Origin of the sequence: Microbacterium pseudoresistens, assembly GCF_013409745.1 — a bacterium.
Classification (GTDB): Bacteria; Actinomycetota; Actinomycetes; order Actinomycetales; family Microbacteriaceae; genus Microbacterium; species Microbacterium pseudoresistens.
This window is the reverse complement of the sequence record NZ_JACCBH010000001.1, coordinates 578078-593120: the sequence shown is the minus strand read 5'-3', so window position 1 is coordinate 593120 and position 15043 is coordinate 578078. Positions and strand designations below refer to the sequence as shown.

The window sequence follows — 15043 nt, the reverse complement described above, 5'->3', positions numbered from 1 at the left end:
CATTCATGTATCCGATACGTTCTTGTATCGTAACGGCGAGTGCGCCGCGGAGGCTGTGCGCGGGGTGTGAAAGCGCGGCGCAGGCGCGCCGCGGCCCGGATGCGGCAGAGTAGAGGCGGAGGTGCAGATGTCGACGGCGACACGGAGCAGGCAGAACACGCGGGCGCGCCTGCTCGAGGCCGCCTCCCAGGTGTTCGCGGAGGTCGGGCTCGACGGTGCGACCGTCGAGGCGGTGTGCGAGCGGGCGGGCTTCACTCGAGGCGCCTTCTACTCCAACTTCGAGTCGAAGGATGAGCTGTTCCTCGAGCTGGCGGGCTCGGTCGGGGCGGAGCGCCTCAACTCCGTGCGCACCCGCGTCGAGGAGATGGCCGCCGATGGCGCGCTCGCTGAGGGGTGCGACCCGGTCGATCTGGTGCGCGAGGTCATGGACTCCGGCGGTGACGACCGTCTCGGCGTGATGCTGATGAGCGAGATACGCATCCGCGCTCTCCGTGACGAGCCGTTCGGCGCGGCCTACCTGGCGCAGGAGCGCGAGATGGTAGCCGGCATCGCGCAGATCATCACCGACATCGCCGTGGCTGGTCTGCTGCGGCTGCGCATCCCGGCCGAGCTCGCCGCCCGCATGCTCATGATCGTCTGGGAGGGAATGGCGGTGCGTGGTGCGATGGAGGGGCAGGACGCCGAGCAGTTGCGTCACTCCGGCGGCGAGGAGCTCGGCTGGCTGGTGCAGCTGCTCATCGAGGAGTAGCGGCGCCGGGCTCGACTCGCGGCGCCGGCAGTTCCTTCAACAGAATGATGTTGCGGCACATGCGGACTGGCTAGGACGCTTCCTGCGCGCAGCCAGGTGCCTGCGACAGAAGGCGCTCCAATCCCTCCGACGGTCCGAGGGCATCGAACGTCTCCCGTACCGCGGTCATGGCCAGTGACAGGGCAGGGTCCGCCGACAGAGGCCTCAGCCAGTCCACCGCGGAGAGGAGCGGGCTCCCGCCGGCGATCGCCGCGTGCACGTCGGATGGGACGCCGGAAGAGATCAGATCGGAGGAACTCGACCTGACGGCGGTGACCCAGCTCTCGAGGATCACCGCGGTCAACTCGGCGAAGCCGGGACGGTCGCGGGCGTCGACGAGAACAGGGAGAACGAACTTCGCCATCCTGGCACTGGAGTCCGTCGCCAGGCGCTCGAGCGTGTCTGCGATGGCCGGGTTGCCGAAGCGCTCGAGGAGCGTGCGGAGGTAGTCGTCGCCGTCGACCCCGTCGGGTAGGTCGAGAGTCGGGAGCGCGAGCTCGCGCCAGTACACGTCCAGCCAGTGGCGGACCACGGGGTCCGCCACGGCTTCGTGGGCGAATCGATGCCCACGGAGGAGACCGACGTAGGCCAGCACCTGATGCGCGCCGTTGAGTAGGCGGAGCTTCATCGACTCGTAGGAGCCGATGTCGTCCGTGAAGATTGCGCCGACGTCCTCCAGCGGCGGACGTCCCGACGGGAAGTCGTCCTCGAGTATCCACTGGACAAAGGGTTCAGCCACGACCGGCGCCTTGTCGCGAAGCCCGAGCACCCCATCCACGAGCGCGAGCTGGCTTGGGGTCGGGCTGGGCGTGATCCGATCGACCATGGTGCTCGGGAACGCGACGTTGCCGTCGATCCAGTCGGCGAGGTCGGGGTCGACGAGGCGCGCGGTCTCCACGACGCTCGCTCGCGCGATAGCTCCATTCCTTTGGATGTTGTCGCAGGACATGACAGTGAAGGGAGACGTCCCGGCGGTGCGCCTGGCGCGCAGCGCCGCGACGATCAGGCCGAATGCCGTCTGGGGCGTCGTCAGACCGTCGGCAGTCTCCACGCGGACGGCTCGGTCGTCTGCAGCGCGTCGGCCCGTGGTCGCATCCTCGACGTAACCGCTCTCGGTGATCGTCAGGCTGACGATCCTGACCTCCGGGTCGCAGAGGCGGGCCAGTGCGTCGTCTGGCGCATCGGGCAGCAGCAGGACGTTTCGCAAGGATCCGATGATGCGGGTATCGACGGTCCCATCGGGAGCGAACAGAGACAGGCTGTAGAGCCCGGTCTGCTCCTGCAACGCCATCAGCAGCGGCCGATCCTCGGGGCGCACGCCGATGCCGCAGATCGCGACGGCGCCGTCGCTCCGCGCCGCGAGGAGGCGGTCGAGGTACATCGCCTGGTGGGAGCGGTGGAAGTTCCCGACGCCGATATGGACGACGCCGACGGGCGTTTCGTCGTCGAGATAGTCGGGAACGGCGACCTCGGCCGGAAGGTCTCGCAGCGTTGCACGGCTCAGCCGCACTGTAGCGGTTTCCGGGCGGATCGGACCGGTCATGCCTCGCTCATCTCCACGTCGGAGCTCAGGGACTCCGCGTCGCCGATTGCGCAGTTGTCGAAGTCGACGATGGCGTCCTGCGCGATCAGCAGTTCACGCACGGCGGCGAAGTCCATCTGCGACATGCTATGGCCGCGTTGCACGTGCAACGCCGCCGCGACCCCCGCGCCCTGGCCCATCGCCATACATGTCGCCATGGTGCGCACGGAGCCGAACCCCGGACCATCCGCGCTGATGCATCGTCCGGCGGTGATGAGGTTGCGGCTGCCCCGTGGCACGAGTGCGCGCAACGGCACGTTGTACTCTTGCTTGGGCACGGTGAAATCGCTCTGCCCGGTGCCGTCGGAGTCGTGGATGTCGATCACATGGGCGCCCTTGGCGATCGTGTCCGGGAATGCCTTCGGAACGACGACATCGTCCTTGGTGAGCTTGTAGAGACCGACGATGTGGTAGGTCTCGCGTACGCCGGTCTGGATACCGGATTTCATCAACCAGCTGTCTTTGAACTCGGGGAAGTTGGCACGCAGGACATCGATCATCTGATGCATGTTCTCGCGAAGGCTGCACTCGGTGCGTGTGAAGATTTCGGGATCGCTGGCGTCGGTGGGCTCGCGGAGCACGTTGATGCTCACCATGCCGTCGTGGAAGAACCTGCTGATCCACGGTCCGCCGAAGATGGGGATCTCCCCTTGGTCGTTCAGCTGATGAAGACGGTCACGAATCGTGTCGGAGACGGGAAGGATGCCCCCCACGGCATCGCCGAAGATGTCCTGCAGCGCGTCGGTGTCCACCCTTGCGAGCTGGAACCACAGTGTCGCCGGCTGCAGGACCGTGCCTTTGACGGTCGGGAACCCCGCAGCGCGCACGAGGTCGGCGTCTCCCGTGCAGTCGATGAACGCTTCGGCGGCGTAGGCGACGCGCCCGGCCTTGTTCTGCACGACGACATGCGACACGCGGTCGCCGTCCATGATGCAGTCGGAGAACCAGGAGTGGTAGAGGAGCGAGACTCCGCTGTCGAGGAGCAGGCGCTGTGCCGCGAGCTTGAGCACCTCGTCGTTGACCGGATAGTTGCCGCTGCTGCGCGCGATGTCGGCGCCCCCGAGCGCTGCGGCGTTGCGGAGCAACTCGAACGGGATGCCGCCGATGTGCTGCTTCCCGTTGATGCGGAATTCGCTGATCGGAGTCACCAGGGCGCTGGTGGACATGCCGCCGACGAAGCCATAGCGCTCGATCAGAAGGGTGTGGGCGCCGGCGCGCGCCGCGGCCACAGCCGCGATCACGCCGGAGGGACCTCCTCCGCAGACGATCACGTCATAGCGGCCGGCGACGGGGACCTCCCTGCCCCGTTCCGTCACGGCCAGCGAGCTCTCCTCGTCCAGCGCCGTCTTGTGCATCCTTCACCTGGTCCTCGTCGATAAATAGTTATACGGGATGATTCCGTCGTCCGATCTGCGCCTGAGAACACTGGCTTTTTCTAAGGCAGCCGTAGGACGTCCGAGAACAATACTTGAAGTATAAGGATATACTTGTCAAGATTCCATCATCGTACGCACAAAAGGAGCGCCCGACGGTCGGCACATCAGTGATGCACAAGACGCAAGGAGGCGTTGAGATATGAACAAGAAGACGATCCGGACGTGGATGCGCCCGGGGAGATCGGTGCCTGCGCTCGTGCTAGCCAGCGCGATGGTCGTGACACTGGGCACAGGCGCGTCGGCGACGACGAATCCGCCGATCACGACTCTCAACAGAACGGCCATCGCCGACATCCCCGACACGTACATCACGTCGGACGGCGTCACACGCCGCGTGGGAAGTGTCAACGGGCTCTACATCGTCGGCGACAGCGACGCCTACGTGCTCAAGTCCGACCACTCCGGCACCGATCAGACCGGATGGGCGACCTTCTCCCACATCAACGATTTCAACACCCCCAACGCGGTGAAGGCCGACTACACGGTTCGGTTGAAGGGAAGTACGGAGCCCTACTCGCTCGGCCACGCCAACGGTTTGGCCTACTACCGCACCCCGGGCACGGACTATCTCGAGGTCGGTTCCTTCTACGTGCCCACGCTCAAATCGCCCGGAGATCCCCAGGTCGCACAGATCAACAATCAGGGCGAGATCACAAAGCTCTTCAACGCGCGCAAGGGGACGTCGAACAAGAAGATCGCGTCGATCGCCTACAGAGGCGACGGCACCTGGATCGTCGGAACCGCCAATGAGAGCATCCCCGATCCCAACGACTCGAATCTTATCCGCCGTCCGTACTACATCGCGACGATCGTCGGCGACTACTTCGAGCTCGGCAATAAGTTCTTCGTCCCGACGACCACGACGTTCAACATCGGACAGGACATCGCCTACAACCCGGAGAAGGATCAGATCCTCATCCCCGTATGGGATGGCAAGAACACAGTAGGCACGGCGACCGGACTCAAGAACCGCATCATCTTCGCCACGCTGGGCACGGTCACGAACAACAAGGTCTACACGCCCGTCCGATGGGCCGATCTGACCGTTCCCGCATCGGCGGCAACGCTCTTCGAGTTCGAAGGCATCGCGCTTGACAGCAACGGCAAGCTGTTCGTCGCATCCAACATCGTGCACCCGGATGGCGTGACGTACATCGACCGCATCCACAAGCTCACCGGTCAGTAGGAGACGGCATCCATGGAGAGCATTTGGCTGCTTCAGCTGAAGGTGCTGCCGGAGATCGCAGTCGCGCTGGTGCTCTCCATGGCGGTCGGACTCGAGCGTCAGCTCCGCTCGAAGAACGCCGGCGTTCGAACCCACTCCCTGGTGGGAGTTGGCTCCTGCCTGTTCATGCTCGTATCGAAGTATGGGTTCGTAGACGTGACGGGGGTCGACGCGGTCAGCATCGATCCCACGCGCGTAGCGGCCCAGATCGTGTCGGGAGTAGGGTTTCTCGGGGCAGGCCTGATCGTCTTCCGTTCGGACGCCGTGCGCGGGCTCACCACGGCGGCCTCCATTTGGCTCGTCGCTGCGGTGGGTATGGCCGCTGGAGGACGACTTTTCATCATCGCGGCGGTGGTCGTCGGCTGCCACTATTTCATCATCGCGATCGGCCCTCGGCTGAACCGGCTGCGCCGACGGTCGGAGGCCGTCCTCTGCGTCGAGTATCCCGACGGGCTCGGCGTGCTCCGTGCGGTGATCAAGGTGGTCACCGACCACCGTTTCCAGGTCTCTCAGCTGAGCGCCGACAAGGACTTTCGGGGATCCGGTGCGGTCAGGGTCATGCTCAGCGCCGAAGGCAGGGGCGATGCCAGTGCCTTGGTCGACGCGGTCGGCGCCATCGACGGCGTGCGTTCGGTCGCATGGGTCGACGACGAGGAATACGAATGACCGTGATCTCAGCGCGCGCTTCGCGGGGCCGCGCTCGACGCTCGCCGGATGAGCTCCGGCGGAGGCTGTCGGAGGACGACTTCGCCGTCCTGCGGCGAGGCGATCTGCGCGACGAGAACGTCCACCGCGAGTCGGCCGAGATCGCCCAGGGCCGTCGCGGCGACGGTGAGCCCCGGACTCAGATGTGGTGCGAACCAGGTGTCGTGGATGCTGACGATCGAGATGTCGCCCGGGATCGTCAAGCCGCTCGCGAGGACGCCGGCGTGGACACCGAGCGCACTTGTGGCAGAGACCACGACGAACGCGCTTGCTGTGCCCCCGCTGGCGAGGTAGCGTTCTGTGACCGCACGTGCGGGCGAGGCGTCCCATCCGCCCGCGATCGGCGGATGCGGCGTGAGTTTGGCATCGGTCATCGCCGTCACATACCCCTGGTAGCGGCGGTTCGAAGAGTTGCCCTCAGCGCCGACGAACGCAATGCTCGCGTGCCCGAGTTCGATCAGATGCTCCGTGGCGAGGCGGGCGGCAGCGACGTCGTCGAGACGCACCGTTCGGAAGCCGGGGAGTGCGTCCGAGTTGAACAGCACGGACGGCACGGCTCTGGCATCCTGCAGCGCGGAGACGTCGTCCGAGTAGCCTCCCTGAACCAGCAGCCCGTCCACCCGACGACCGTGCACGAGGCGGCGGAACACTGTCGGATGCTCGGCGAGCTCACCCGCGTTGAGCAGCATCAGCGAATACCCGGCATCGGCCGCCGCCGACTGGGCGCTGTCGACCATCTGAGCGTAGATCGGGTCGGTGACGTGGTACAGGGCGAACCCCAGGAGCCCGGTCTGCGAACTTCGCAGAGCACGCGCCGACGCATCGGGGGTGTACTGCAGCATCTCGATGGCCGACATCACACGACTGCGCGTCTCTGCACGAACCTTGAGCGTCGGGTCCTCATTGAGAAGTCGCGAGACGAGCCCGGGCGAGACGCCCGCGAGCTTCGCCACCTCCGCGAGACGCGCCTTCTTCGTCATGGGCGGGTAAACCTCCGGCTCTGCGGCGCGTCATCAGCAGATCGGGGAGACTCTGCGGCCAGGTCAATCGTAACACTAGGGTTGCGAAGGGAGCGAGCGCTCCCGGTCGCCCGAACGCCGAAGACAGGGCGACGAGGCGGAGAGAGGAAGGAACGACATGCGCACCGAACGGCGTGAGGCGAAGGCGACCCTGACAGCGATCGAGTTGGACGAGGGCGACGAACTGCACTTCCGGATGCTGGACGGCCAGGTCCGCAGGATCCGGCTCGTCAAGGCGGTGGCGTGGCCGATCCGCCACGGTCGTCTGCCCTTTTCCGACGGCGAGGGTCTCCTGCTGTACGGCATCGCCTGCACGCTCGAGGTCGACGGTCATCAGGTCGAGCTCGTGCGGCGGATCCCGTCGCAGACCAACTTCACGCCGCCGCCGGTGGTCATGGGAATGCGGATCTGGCTCGACGCGGTCGCGGGGATCGCAGATCTCCTCACCGAGAAGCACGGCGAGTGCTTCCCCCGTCGCCATGCCCGTCTCGCCGTCTGGGACGCCAGGGCTGGCATCAGTCCCATCCTGCTGCACCCGTGGTGCCCGTTGCCTGAAGGCGGATTGCGGGTCGAGGAATGCTACCGCGGGGAGGACGCCTGGCTCGGGCCCTACGACGGTGTCGACGCGCACGGCGGGCTGGACATCAATCACCCGGCGGGCACGCCGCTGTGGACGCCCTTCCGGATCGACGAGCACGGTTACTTCGAATCGCTTGCGGCGGGCGACAAGAACAACCGCTGGCGCGGCGTGCACCGCTGGGACGACGGTTCCTCGTGGATCGTTCAATCGCATCATCTGATCCGTCTTCTCGTCCCTGAAGGGCAGTCGATCGAGGCCGGCACGCAGTACGCCGAGTCCGGTGGCGTCTACGTCGCAGGTGGGTTCGCAGAGCACAGTCACTTCGTGTTCCGAGTGGAGGAGGGAGGCGAGCAGATCATGCTCGATCCCTGGTTGCTCTTCTGGCAGATGTACGAGGACCGCCGCCGCACACAGGGGCCGTCGCCGCTCGCCGCTCGGCCGATCTGAGCCCCGGGGCGATCCTCCGGCGCTCGACTAGAGATCTCGGGAAACTAAGTGTATCGTTATACTTACTTATTCAGACGGACAGGAACAGGCATGGATGCATCGTCGCACCGAGTCGCCGAAACCGGCCGAGGGATCGATGGCTCTGAGAAGCAGTTCGACCTTGTGGCGCCGGAGCGCGGGCCCGACAACGTCCAGAGCGTGTGCCGCGACGGCGCCTCCTGGCTGGTGTTCCACCACGGGTCGGTGATGCAGGTGTACGCCGACGGCCGCCTCATTCGCGAGACGGTCATCGCGGGCGAGCTGGTCCACCCCAATGACAGTGCGATACGGGGCGATGAGGTCATCGTGTGTGATGCCGGTACTCCGACGCCGGTGATCAAGCGCGTCGATGCAGCGTCGGCGCGGGTCACGGAGGTGTACCCGATCGAGCATCCGGGGTGGCGTCTCGCCTCTGTCGCGATCGACGAGGACGGCTTGCTCGTCACGGTGTCGGCCGAGGACATCGCGCTCGATCGGCGCTACCGCCTGCTGATCAACCGCTATGACTCAAGGACTCTTCGGCCTGTGCAGACTTTCACGTGCCGGACCGAGGACACGTACTCGCAGGGATGTACGATCATCGGCTCCCGCCTGTACCTGAACACCAACGACGGGGCAGCAGCGGATGACGCAAGGATCACTGCGGTCGACCTCGGCGAGGAGAGGTCCATGGAGGCGGTCCTCCTCGAAGGCGTTGGTGAGACCGAGGGTCTGGATGCCGTCGCCGTCGACGGAGGCCACTGTCTCGCGACGGTGTTCCGACGTGCCGTCCACCTGGTGTCGGCGCCCTGAAGCGGCCGGTACCACCAAGAGCCCCGGAGCCCCCTCGGGTCCGGAAATGCAAGACAGATCGTTGCAACTCAATTCAAGGAGGAAACGTGAGACGACGAATCATCGGCGCGACCGCACTCGTCGCGACCGCCGCGCTGGTCGCAGGATGCGCCGGACCATCGGGATCGTCGGGAGGCGAGGGCTCGTCCGGCGAGCCGGTGGAACTGCGGTTCCTGCTCTGGGCGACCAATCCCGATCAGTTGGCGCTATTCGATGAGCTCGGAGAGGAGTTCGTCGCAGAGAACGACGACGTGTCCAAGGTGACCTTCGAGAGCGTCACCCTGAGCGACCTGAACACCCTCCTGCCGACCTGGCTCGCGTCGAACAGTCCGCCCGACGCCTCGTGGCTGCCGGTGGAGAGCAGCATCGAGTACATGAATGCCGACGCCCTGGTCGACCTCAACCCGACTCTGAAGGACGTCGAGGGGTACGACTACGACGACCTCGCGGATCGGATGCAGGAGCCGTGGCGAGACGGCGACGCCCAGTTCGGCGTGCCGTTCTCGAACGGACCCCTGATCATGTACTACAACAAGGACCTCTTCGACCAGTCGGGGCTCGAGGACCCTTCTGCAGCAGTCGAGGCCGGCACCTGGGACTGGGATCTGCTTCGGGAAGACCTGCAGAAGATCTCCGCCGACAGCGGTAAGACGGGGCTCATCTTCGACGCCTTCGAGTTCAAGAACTGGGTGCGCATGCTGCCCCTGATCCGCGCCTACGGCGGAACGCCCTGGGACGAGAACGGCGAAGAGTGCCTGATGGACTCTTCGGAGATGGAGGCGGCCTATTCCGCGCTTCACGAGATGGTCTACGACGAGAAGATCACGCCCCGGCCCGGTCAGCAGGCTGATTTCTGGGGCGGAGGAGCCGCCACGACGATCGCCTATCTCGGCAGCAACGGCCTCCTTGCGGATGTCGACTTCGAGTACGGCGTGGTTCCGACTCCCGCCGGACCCGGCGGCGCCGGACAGCACGTCGGGCAGTCAGCGATGGTTGCGTACTCCGCGGGCAAGCACACGGATGCGGCCGCACGCCTGGTGGCGTACCTGACCAACCCGGAGAGCATGCGCAAGCTGTCGGCATACTACCCGCCGAGCCGCACCTCGCTGCTCAACGCGGAGACGATGGAGGAGTCGGCCCCCGTGCTGGATGCCGCGCAGCTAGAGCCGATCCTCACCGCGGTCCTGGAGAACGGCACCTTCACGCCGGTCGCGCCGAACAACGCTGAGACAACGGCGGCGCTGAATGCTGCGCTCGACCAGTTCGTGTACGGCGAGGATGCGGACATCCCCGCAGCCTTGCAGCAGGTCTGCGCGGCGATCCAGCCGACTCTGGGCGGCTGATCTTCAGTGGCAATTCTGGCGCAGAACCGCGCTGTAGGCACCGGTACCGGCGGGGACAAGACCCCGCCGGTACCGGCAGTCAGGCGCTTTTTCCGGGCGAACGCCTTCGGCTACGCGCTCATCGCCCCGCAACTGATCGGCTTCGCGATCTTCGGTCTCGTGACGACGGTGCAATCGATCTGGCTCAGCCTCAACTCGATCAACGCTCTCTCCGGGGTCACGACGTTCGTCGGTCTGGAGAACTACGTCAACCTGATCACCGGAGATCGATTCCCCCTCGTCTTCACCAACACCGTCTTCTTCGTCGCAGCCTTCAGCCTCCTCAACATCGCCGTCGCGATGGGAATCGCGCTACTGCTGAACAATCGCCTGCGTGGAGTGAACATCTTCCGGGCCGCTGTGTTCATCCCGGCGCTGGTCACCATGGTCGCCTGGGCGCTCGTCAGCCGCTTCATCCTCCAGCCGGAGGGACTGCTGGACTTCCTGGTGAGCTTCACCGGTGCCGAGGAGACACCGTGGCTGCGATCGAGATGGCTCACACTGACGGTGATCATCTTCGTCCAGCTCACGAAGAACGTCGGCATCAACGTCCTGTTGTGCCTGGCCGGTCTGCAAGCCGTCGATCGGGAACTGCTGGAAGCGGCCGAGACCGACGGGGCCGGCTGGTGGGCGCGTTTCCGTCACGTCACGATCCCGCAGGTCTCGCCGACGCTTTTCATGGTGTTCCTGTTGACGGTGGTGGCGTCGTTCAAGGTCTTCGAGGTGATCCTGATCCTCACCAATGGAGGCCCAGGGTACGAGACCAACGTGCTTTCGTTCATGATCTACGACGAAGCGTTCCGCCGACATGACTTCGGCGAGGCCAGTGCGCTGGCCGTCATCCTCCTCCTGATGATCATCGTCGTCAGCAGCGTGCTGTGGGCGATCCGAAAGAAGCTGGTGTACGCCGAAAATGACTAAGCGCCGAACGACCCCGCGTGTGCGCATCGGGAGAGGGGTCAACTATCTGACGCTCATCGTGATCTCCTGCGTCTTCCTCGGGCCGATCCTGTGGATGGTGCTCGGATCCGTGAAGTCGGACGCGGAGATCCTCAGCTACCCGCCAACCCTTTTCCCCAGCGAGTTCAAGTGGTCGAACTACGCGCAGGTGTTCGAACTGCAGCCCTTCGCTCGGCAGTTCTTCAACAGCGTCTTCGTCATGGCGCTGGTGTGCGCGCTGACGGTGATCGTGTCAGCGTGCGCCGGATATGCGTTCGCACGGGTGAAGCCGCTGGGGAGCTCGATCCTTTTCCTCGTTCTCCTGAGCGCCACGTTCATCCCGCCGGAGGCGACCATCGTCCCGCTGTTCCAGCTGGTCACCTCGCTGGGATGGATCGATACGTACTATCCGTTGGTGATCATCACGGTGTTCTTGCATTCGGCACCGATCGCGACCTTCATCCTGCGCCAGGCCTATCTTGGCCTTCCGAAGGAGCTCGGTGAATCCGCACGGCTGGATGGTGCGAGTGACCTCCGCATCTTCCTGACGATCTACACGCCGCTCGTACGTCCGTCGCTGGCAGCGGTCGTCGTGCTCGCCGGATGGCACAGTTGGAGCCAGTATCTCGAACCGCTCATCTATCTGAGGGACACGGAGATGTTCACGGTTCCCCTCGCCCTGACGCAGTTCTATGATCCCTTTGCGGGCCCGATGTGGGGCATCCAGATGGCGGCGACCACGCTGTCGGTGCTCCCCGTCCTGATCCTGTTCCTCTTCGCGCAGCGGCACGTGATCTCGGGTCTCACCGCGGGAGCGGTGAAGTCATGAGCGGAGTGCAGGCGGAGCGCGTCTCCGGCGCCGAGCTGCGGGGGGTCCTCTGGGATATGGACGGAACATCGACCGACAGTGCTCCCTTATGGGATGCCGCGATTCTGGGCGCCGCAGAGGAGCTCGGGGTCGAGTGGACCGGTGCCGACCAGGCCGTCATACGCGGGCACGGGATGTGGGCCGTGGCCGCCCGCTTCCGCAAAAAGGGCGCCACCCCGAACGAGGGGGCTGTCGTGTCGCGGATCGAGCGGATCGCCGCGATGCTTGCCGCCACATCCGCGCCGGTCTGGCTCCCGGGGGTGCGGGAGATGCTCATCGCCTGCGCCGACGCCGGGATCCGTTGCGCACTGGTCACGATGTCCGGTCGCGAGGCGCTGGAGGCGATCCTACGGGCGCTCGATCCGGGACTCTTCGAGGTGATCGTGTCCGGCAGTGACGTGACGGAGCCGAAACCGTCCCCGCAGCCGTATCTTCGGGGCCTCGACGCTCTCGGGCTACCGGCGGCGTCGTGCCTGGCCATCGAGGACTCCGTCGTCGGGGTCACCTCCTCGGTTGCCGCGGGACTCACGACCATCGCCGTGAATGCCCCGTCGACCATCGTGGAATCGGACTCGCTGGTGCGCTGGCCGAGCATGGCAGGAAGATCGGTGGCGGAGCTCCGGAGCGTCCACACCAGTGCGGCGGCGCTGATCACGTGAGCGCGGCGCGGACGAGAGTCGTGTCGCCGGATGTCACGAGATCGTCGGAGTTCGGAGCTGCTGATGGCAGCGGGACAGGCGCTCGAGCCACCAGGCACGGCGGTCGGCCGGCGCGGCGAGCCGGCGCAGCGCATCCGCATCGGGCGCGACGCGCTCGGCGCGCACCATGCCCTCGTGCGGGCGGGCATCGGCCACATCGTCGAGGAAGAGCGAGGCCGTGCCGAGGCCGCAGTCGTAGTCGAGCGCGGGCAGGGCGGCGGCGAGGGCGGCGCCCTGGTTCAGGCCGACAGCGGTGTCCAGCGCGCTGGAGACGACGGCGGGCAGACCCGCTTCGGCGACGATCGCCAGGGCTCGGGCGATCCCGCCCAGCGGCTGCGCCTTGATCACCAGCAGGTCGGCGGCTCCCGCGCGGGCGACGGCGAGCGGGTCGTCGGCCTTACGCACGCTCTCATCGGCGGCGATGGGGATGCCCATGTGCGCGATGCGCGTGCGCAGCTCGGCGAGCTCGGGCACCGTGGCGCAGGGCTGCTCGACGTACTCCAGGTCGAACTCGGCCAGCGCGTGCACGGCGTGCTCGGCCTCGTCGAGGTTCCACCCGCCGTTCGCGTCAATCCGGATGCGCCCCTCGGGCCCCATCGCCTCGCGCACGGCGCGCACGCGGGCGGTGTCGTCGGTGAGCGTCTGGCCTCGTTCGGCGACCTTGACCTTGGCCGTGCGGCATCCGTCGAAGCGCGCCAGCACGCCGGGCACGGCATCCGGCGCGACGGCCGGGACGGTGGCGTTGACCCGTACCTCGGTGCGCACGGGCTCTGGGCGCGGATGCGCGGCGTCGTCGATCGCCGCGGCGAGCCAGGTCGCGGCCTCGGCGTCGTCGTACTCGGGGAAGGGGGAGAACTCCGCCCATCCCTCGGGACCCTCGAAGAGCACGGCCTCACGCACATCGACGCCGCGGAAGCGCGTGTGCATCGGCAGGGCTACGACGTGCGCGGTGGCGAGGATGTCGGCGAGCGGCAGCATCCGCCCATTCTGCCCCGACCGGACGTCGCACCACGCGCTCGGGGCAATAACAACGTGCGATTGACAATAGTGTGTGTCACACAGTAATGTGATCGACATGATTCAGGACGAGTTCGAGACCCACCTGCAGGAGCTGCGGCGCGGCACCGTCGTGCTCGCCAGCCTGCAGCTGCTGCGCACCCCCGGGTACGGATACGGGCTCCTCGAGCAGCTGGCCGCCGCGGGCTTCCCCACGGACGCGAACACCCTGTACCCCCTGCTGCGCCGCCTGGAGAAGCAGGGGTTCCTGGAGAGCGAGTGGAACACCGACGAGGCCCGGCCCCGCAAGTTCTACCGCACCTCGGCCGCGGGCATCCGCCTGGCCGACACCCTCACGCACGAGGTCGCCGCCATCGCCGCGGCGACCTCCGATCTCACCGGAACGGAGCACTGACATGACCGCGACCACCCTCACGGAGCGGTACATCGCCGCGACCGTGCGGAGCCTCCCCGCCGCGCTGCAGGAGGATGTGCGCACCGAGCTCACCGCATCCATCTCGGATGCCGTCGAAGCGCGCACGACGCAGGGCGAGCCCGCCGAGCAGGCCGAGCGCGCCGCCCTCGTCGAGCTGGGCGATCCCTCCGCGCTCGCCGCTGACTACGCCGACCGCCCGCTGCACCTCATCGGCCCGCGCTTCTACCTCACCTGGTCGCGCCTGCTGAGGCTGCTGCTGTGGATCGTGCCGGTGTGCGCGGCCGCCGGCGTGACGATCGCGAACCTCATCGCCGACAAGCCGGTGGGGGAGATCATCGGGCAGATCGTCGTCGTGGGGATCACCTCGATCGTGCACGTCGCCTTCTGGACGACGCTGGTCTTCTTCATCCTGGAGCGCTCGGGCGCGACCGACGTCACCGCGGCGTGGGACCCGGATCAGCTGCCCGAGCCGCAGGAGACCGGTGCGGGGCGCGGCGACCTCGTCGCCTCCCTCGTCTTCCTCGGGCTCATGGCGGCCGCGCTGCTCTGGGACCGGTTCGTCGGCTTCGTGCTCGTCGCGCGGGATCACGTGGACGTGGGGGTCGGGCTCGGGGCGCAGACCACGGCCATCCCGATGCTGAACCCCGAGCTGTGGCCCTGGTGGCTGGGCGGGGCGCTCGTGCTGATCGCGGCCGAGGCGGCGCTGGCGATCGCCGTGTACGCGAACCGCGGGTGGACGCGCGCGTTCGCGGCGATCAACACGCTCCTGGCCGTCGTGTTCGCCGCGGGGACGCTGGTCCTGCTGGCCGCCGGACGACTGCTGAGCCCGGCCTTCCTGGACTTCACGCTCGGGCGCAGTGACGTCCCCGACGAGGTGGCGCGCATCCTGGCCGTGCTGCTCGGGATCGTCGTCGTCGGCGTCGCCGTGTGGGACGCGATCGACGGCTGGCGCAAGGCACGCCGGGCGGGGAGGTCGTAGGCGTCGCGAGAAACCACGTTCTGCGCGAGAAACCCGCGTGGGCGTGGTTTCCGACGCAGAACGTGGTTTCTCGGCGCCGACCGGGGCGGATGCG

The 15043-nt window shown here is 66.5% G+C and carries 15 protein-coding genes; 11 read left to right on the top strand and 4 right to left on the bottom strand.

Features of this window, described 5'->3' with window-relative positions; genetic code table 11:
- Window positions 1-127: 127 nt before the first annotated feature.
- On the top strand, window positions 128-748 hold the full coding sequence (locus BKA02_RS02860) for a TetR/AcrR family transcriptional regulator (protein ID WP_179431123.1): 621 nt from the start codon (window positions 128-130) through the stop codon (window positions 746-748).
- A gap of 70 nt (window positions 749-818) precedes the next feature.
- On the opposite strand, the gene BKA02_RS02855 is transcribed toward BKA02_RS02860, so the two are convergent.
- Both BKA02_RS02855 and BKA02_RS02850 read right to left on the bottom strand, forming a co-directional pair.
- Window positions 819-2330, bottom strand: coding sequence for a mannitol dehydrogenase family protein (locus BKA02_RS02855; protein WP_179431121.1), 1512 nt, complete (start codon window positions 2328-2330; stop codon window positions 819-821).
- Window positions 2327-3724 (bottom strand): FAD-dependent oxidoreductase, encoded by a 1398-nt coding sequence (locus BKA02_RS02850; RefSeq protein WP_179431119.1) that lies wholly within the window; start codon window positions 3722-3724, stop codon window positions 2327-2329. The genes BKA02_RS02855 and BKA02_RS02850 overlap by 4 nt, the downstream gene beginning before the upstream one ends.
- Before the next feature lie 220 nt (window positions 3725-3944).
- Between BKA02_RS02850 and BKA02_RS02845 the strand changes: the two genes are divergently transcribed.
- The gene (locus BKA02_RS02845; protein ID WP_179431117.1) at window positions 3945-4991 is read left to right on the top strand and encodes a hypothetical protein; all 1047 of its coding nucleotides are present in this window, start codon (window positions 3945-3947) and stop codon (window positions 4989-4991) included.
- Between the two features lie 42 nt (window positions 4992-5033).
- Entirely contained in the window at window positions 5034-5696 is a 663-nt protein-coding gene (locus BKA02_RS02840; RefSeq protein ID WP_343045324.1) for an MgtC/SapB family protein, read from the top strand.
- A gap of 8 nt (window positions 5697-5704) precedes the next feature.
- Here BKA02_RS02840 and BKA02_RS02835 read toward each other — a convergent pair whose 3' ends face one another.
- A complete protein-coding gene (locus BKA02_RS02835; protein WP_179431113.1) occupies window positions 5705-6715 on the bottom strand; it encodes a LacI family DNA-binding transcriptional regulator in 1011 nt (336 codons plus the stop codon).
- Between the two features lie 157 nt (window positions 6716-6872).
- On the opposite strand from BKA02_RS02835, the gene BKA02_RS02830 reads away from it, so the two are divergent.
- From BKA02_RS02830 to BKA02_RS02805, 6 genes are all read left to right on the top strand, one after another.
- On the top strand, window positions 6873-7781 hold the full coding sequence (locus tag BKA02_RS02830) for a M23 family metallopeptidase (RefSeq protein WP_179431111.1): 909 nt from the start codon (window positions 6873-6875) through the stop codon (window positions 7779-7781).
- A 90-nt stretch (window positions 7782-7871) separates the two neighbouring features.
- A complete protein-coding gene (locus BKA02_RS02825) occupies window positions 7872-8612 on the top strand; it encodes a hypothetical protein (RefSeq protein ID WP_179431109.1) in 741 nt (246 codons plus the stop codon).
- Window positions 8613-8698: 86 nt separating this feature from the next.
- Window positions 8699-9994 (top strand): extracellular solute-binding protein, encoded by a 1296-nt coding sequence (locus tag BKA02_RS02820; RefSeq protein ID WP_179431107.1) that lies wholly within the window; start codon window positions 8699-8701, stop codon window positions 9992-9994.
- Between the two features lie 6 nt (window positions 9995-10000).
- Window positions 10001-10954, top strand: a complete 954-nt coding sequence (locus tag BKA02_RS02815) for an ABC transporter permease subunit (protein ID WP_179431105.1) — start codon at window positions 10001-10003, stop codon at window positions 10952-10954.
- Window positions 10947-11801: a carbohydrate ABC transporter permease gene (locus BKA02_RS02810; RefSeq protein WP_179431103.1), complete on the top strand. Its 855-nt coding sequence runs from the start codon at window positions 10947-10949 to the stop codon at window positions 11799-11801. The genes BKA02_RS02815 and BKA02_RS02810 overlap by 8 nt, the downstream gene beginning before the upstream one ends.
- Window positions 11798-12499: an HAD family hydrolase gene (locus tag BKA02_RS02805; protein ID WP_179431101.1), complete on the top strand. Its 702-nt coding sequence runs from the start codon at window positions 11798-11800 to the stop codon at window positions 12497-12499. The genes BKA02_RS02810 and BKA02_RS02805 overlap by 4 nt, the downstream gene beginning before the upstream one ends.
- Before the next feature lie 33 nt (window positions 12500-12532).
- On the opposite strand, the gene BKA02_RS02800 is transcribed toward BKA02_RS02805, so the two are convergent.
- On the bottom strand, window positions 12533-13516 hold the full coding sequence (locus tag BKA02_RS02800) for an o-succinylbenzoate synthase (protein ID WP_179431099.1): 984 nt from the start codon (window positions 13514-13516) through the stop codon (window positions 12533-12535).
- Between the two features lie 97 nt (window positions 13517-13613).
- Here BKA02_RS02800 and BKA02_RS02795 point away from each other — a divergent pair, with 97 nt between their 5' ends.
- Together BKA02_RS02795 and BKA02_RS02790 are read left to right on the top strand one after the other, a co-directional pair.
- Complete coding sequence (locus BKA02_RS02795) at window positions 13614-13949, top strand: PadR family transcriptional regulator (protein ID WP_179431097.1); 336 nt, start codon at window positions 13614-13616, stop codon at window positions 13947-13949.
- Between the two features lies 1 nt (window position 13950).
- Window positions 13951-14949: a permease prefix domain 1-containing protein gene (locus tag BKA02_RS02790; protein WP_179431095.1), complete on the top strand. Its 999-nt coding sequence runs from the start codon at window positions 13951-13953 to the stop codon at window positions 14947-14949.
- Window positions 14950-15043: the final 94 nt, after the last annotated feature.

What these genes read in the sequence shown, in the direction of transcription:
- BKA02_RS02830 (WP_179431111.1), top strand. Translation starts at nt 6,873, where the DNA reads ATGCGCACCGAACGGCGTGAGGCGAAGGCGACCCTGACAGCGATCGAG.
- BKA02_RS02800 (WP_179431099.1), bottom strand. Translation starts at nt 13,516, where the DNA reads ATGCTGCCGCTCGCCGACATCCTCGCCACCGCGCACGTCGTAGCCCTG.
- BKA02_RS02825 (WP_179431109.1), top strand. Translation starts at nt 7,872, where the DNA reads ATGGATGCATCGTCGCACCGAGTCGCCGAAACCGGCCGAGGGATCGAT.
- BKA02_RS02835 (WP_179431113.1), bottom strand. Translation starts at nt 6,715, where the DNA reads ATGACGAAGAAGGCGCGTCTCGCGGAGGTGGCGAAGCTCGCGGGCGTC.
- BKA02_RS02860 (WP_179431123.1), top strand. Translation starts at nt 128, where the DNA reads ATGTCGACGGCGACACGGAGCAGGCAGAACACGCGGGCGCGCCTGCTC.
- BKA02_RS02790 (WP_179431095.1), top strand. Translation starts at nt 13,951, where the DNA reads ATGACCGCGACCACCCTCACGGAGCGGTACATCGCCGCGACCGTGCGG.
- BKA02_RS02850 (WP_179431119.1), bottom strand. Translation starts at nt 3,724, where the DNA reads ATGCACAAGACGGCGCTGGACGAGGAGAGCTCGCTGGCCGTGACGGAA.
- BKA02_RS02810 (WP_179431103.1), top strand. Translation starts at nt 10,947, where the DNA reads ATGACTAAGCGCCGAACGACCCCGCGTGTGCGCATCGGGAGAGGGGTC.
- BKA02_RS02805 (WP_179431101.1), top strand. Translation starts at nt 11,798, where the DNA reads ATGAGCGGAGTGCAGGCGGAGCGCGTCTCCGGCGCCGAGCTGCGGGGG.
- BKA02_RS02855 (WP_179431121.1), bottom strand. Translation starts at nt 2,330, where the DNA reads ATGACCGGTCCGATCCGCCCGGAAACCGCTACAGTGCGGCTGAGCCGT.
- BKA02_RS02795 (WP_179431097.1), top strand. Translation starts at nt 13,614, where the DNA reads ATGATTCAGGACGAGTTCGAGACCCACCTGCAGGAGCTGCGGCGCGGC.
- BKA02_RS02845 (WP_179431117.1), top strand. Translation starts at nt 3,945, where the DNA reads ATGAACAAGAAGACGATCCGGACGTGGATGCGCCCGGGGAGATCGGTG.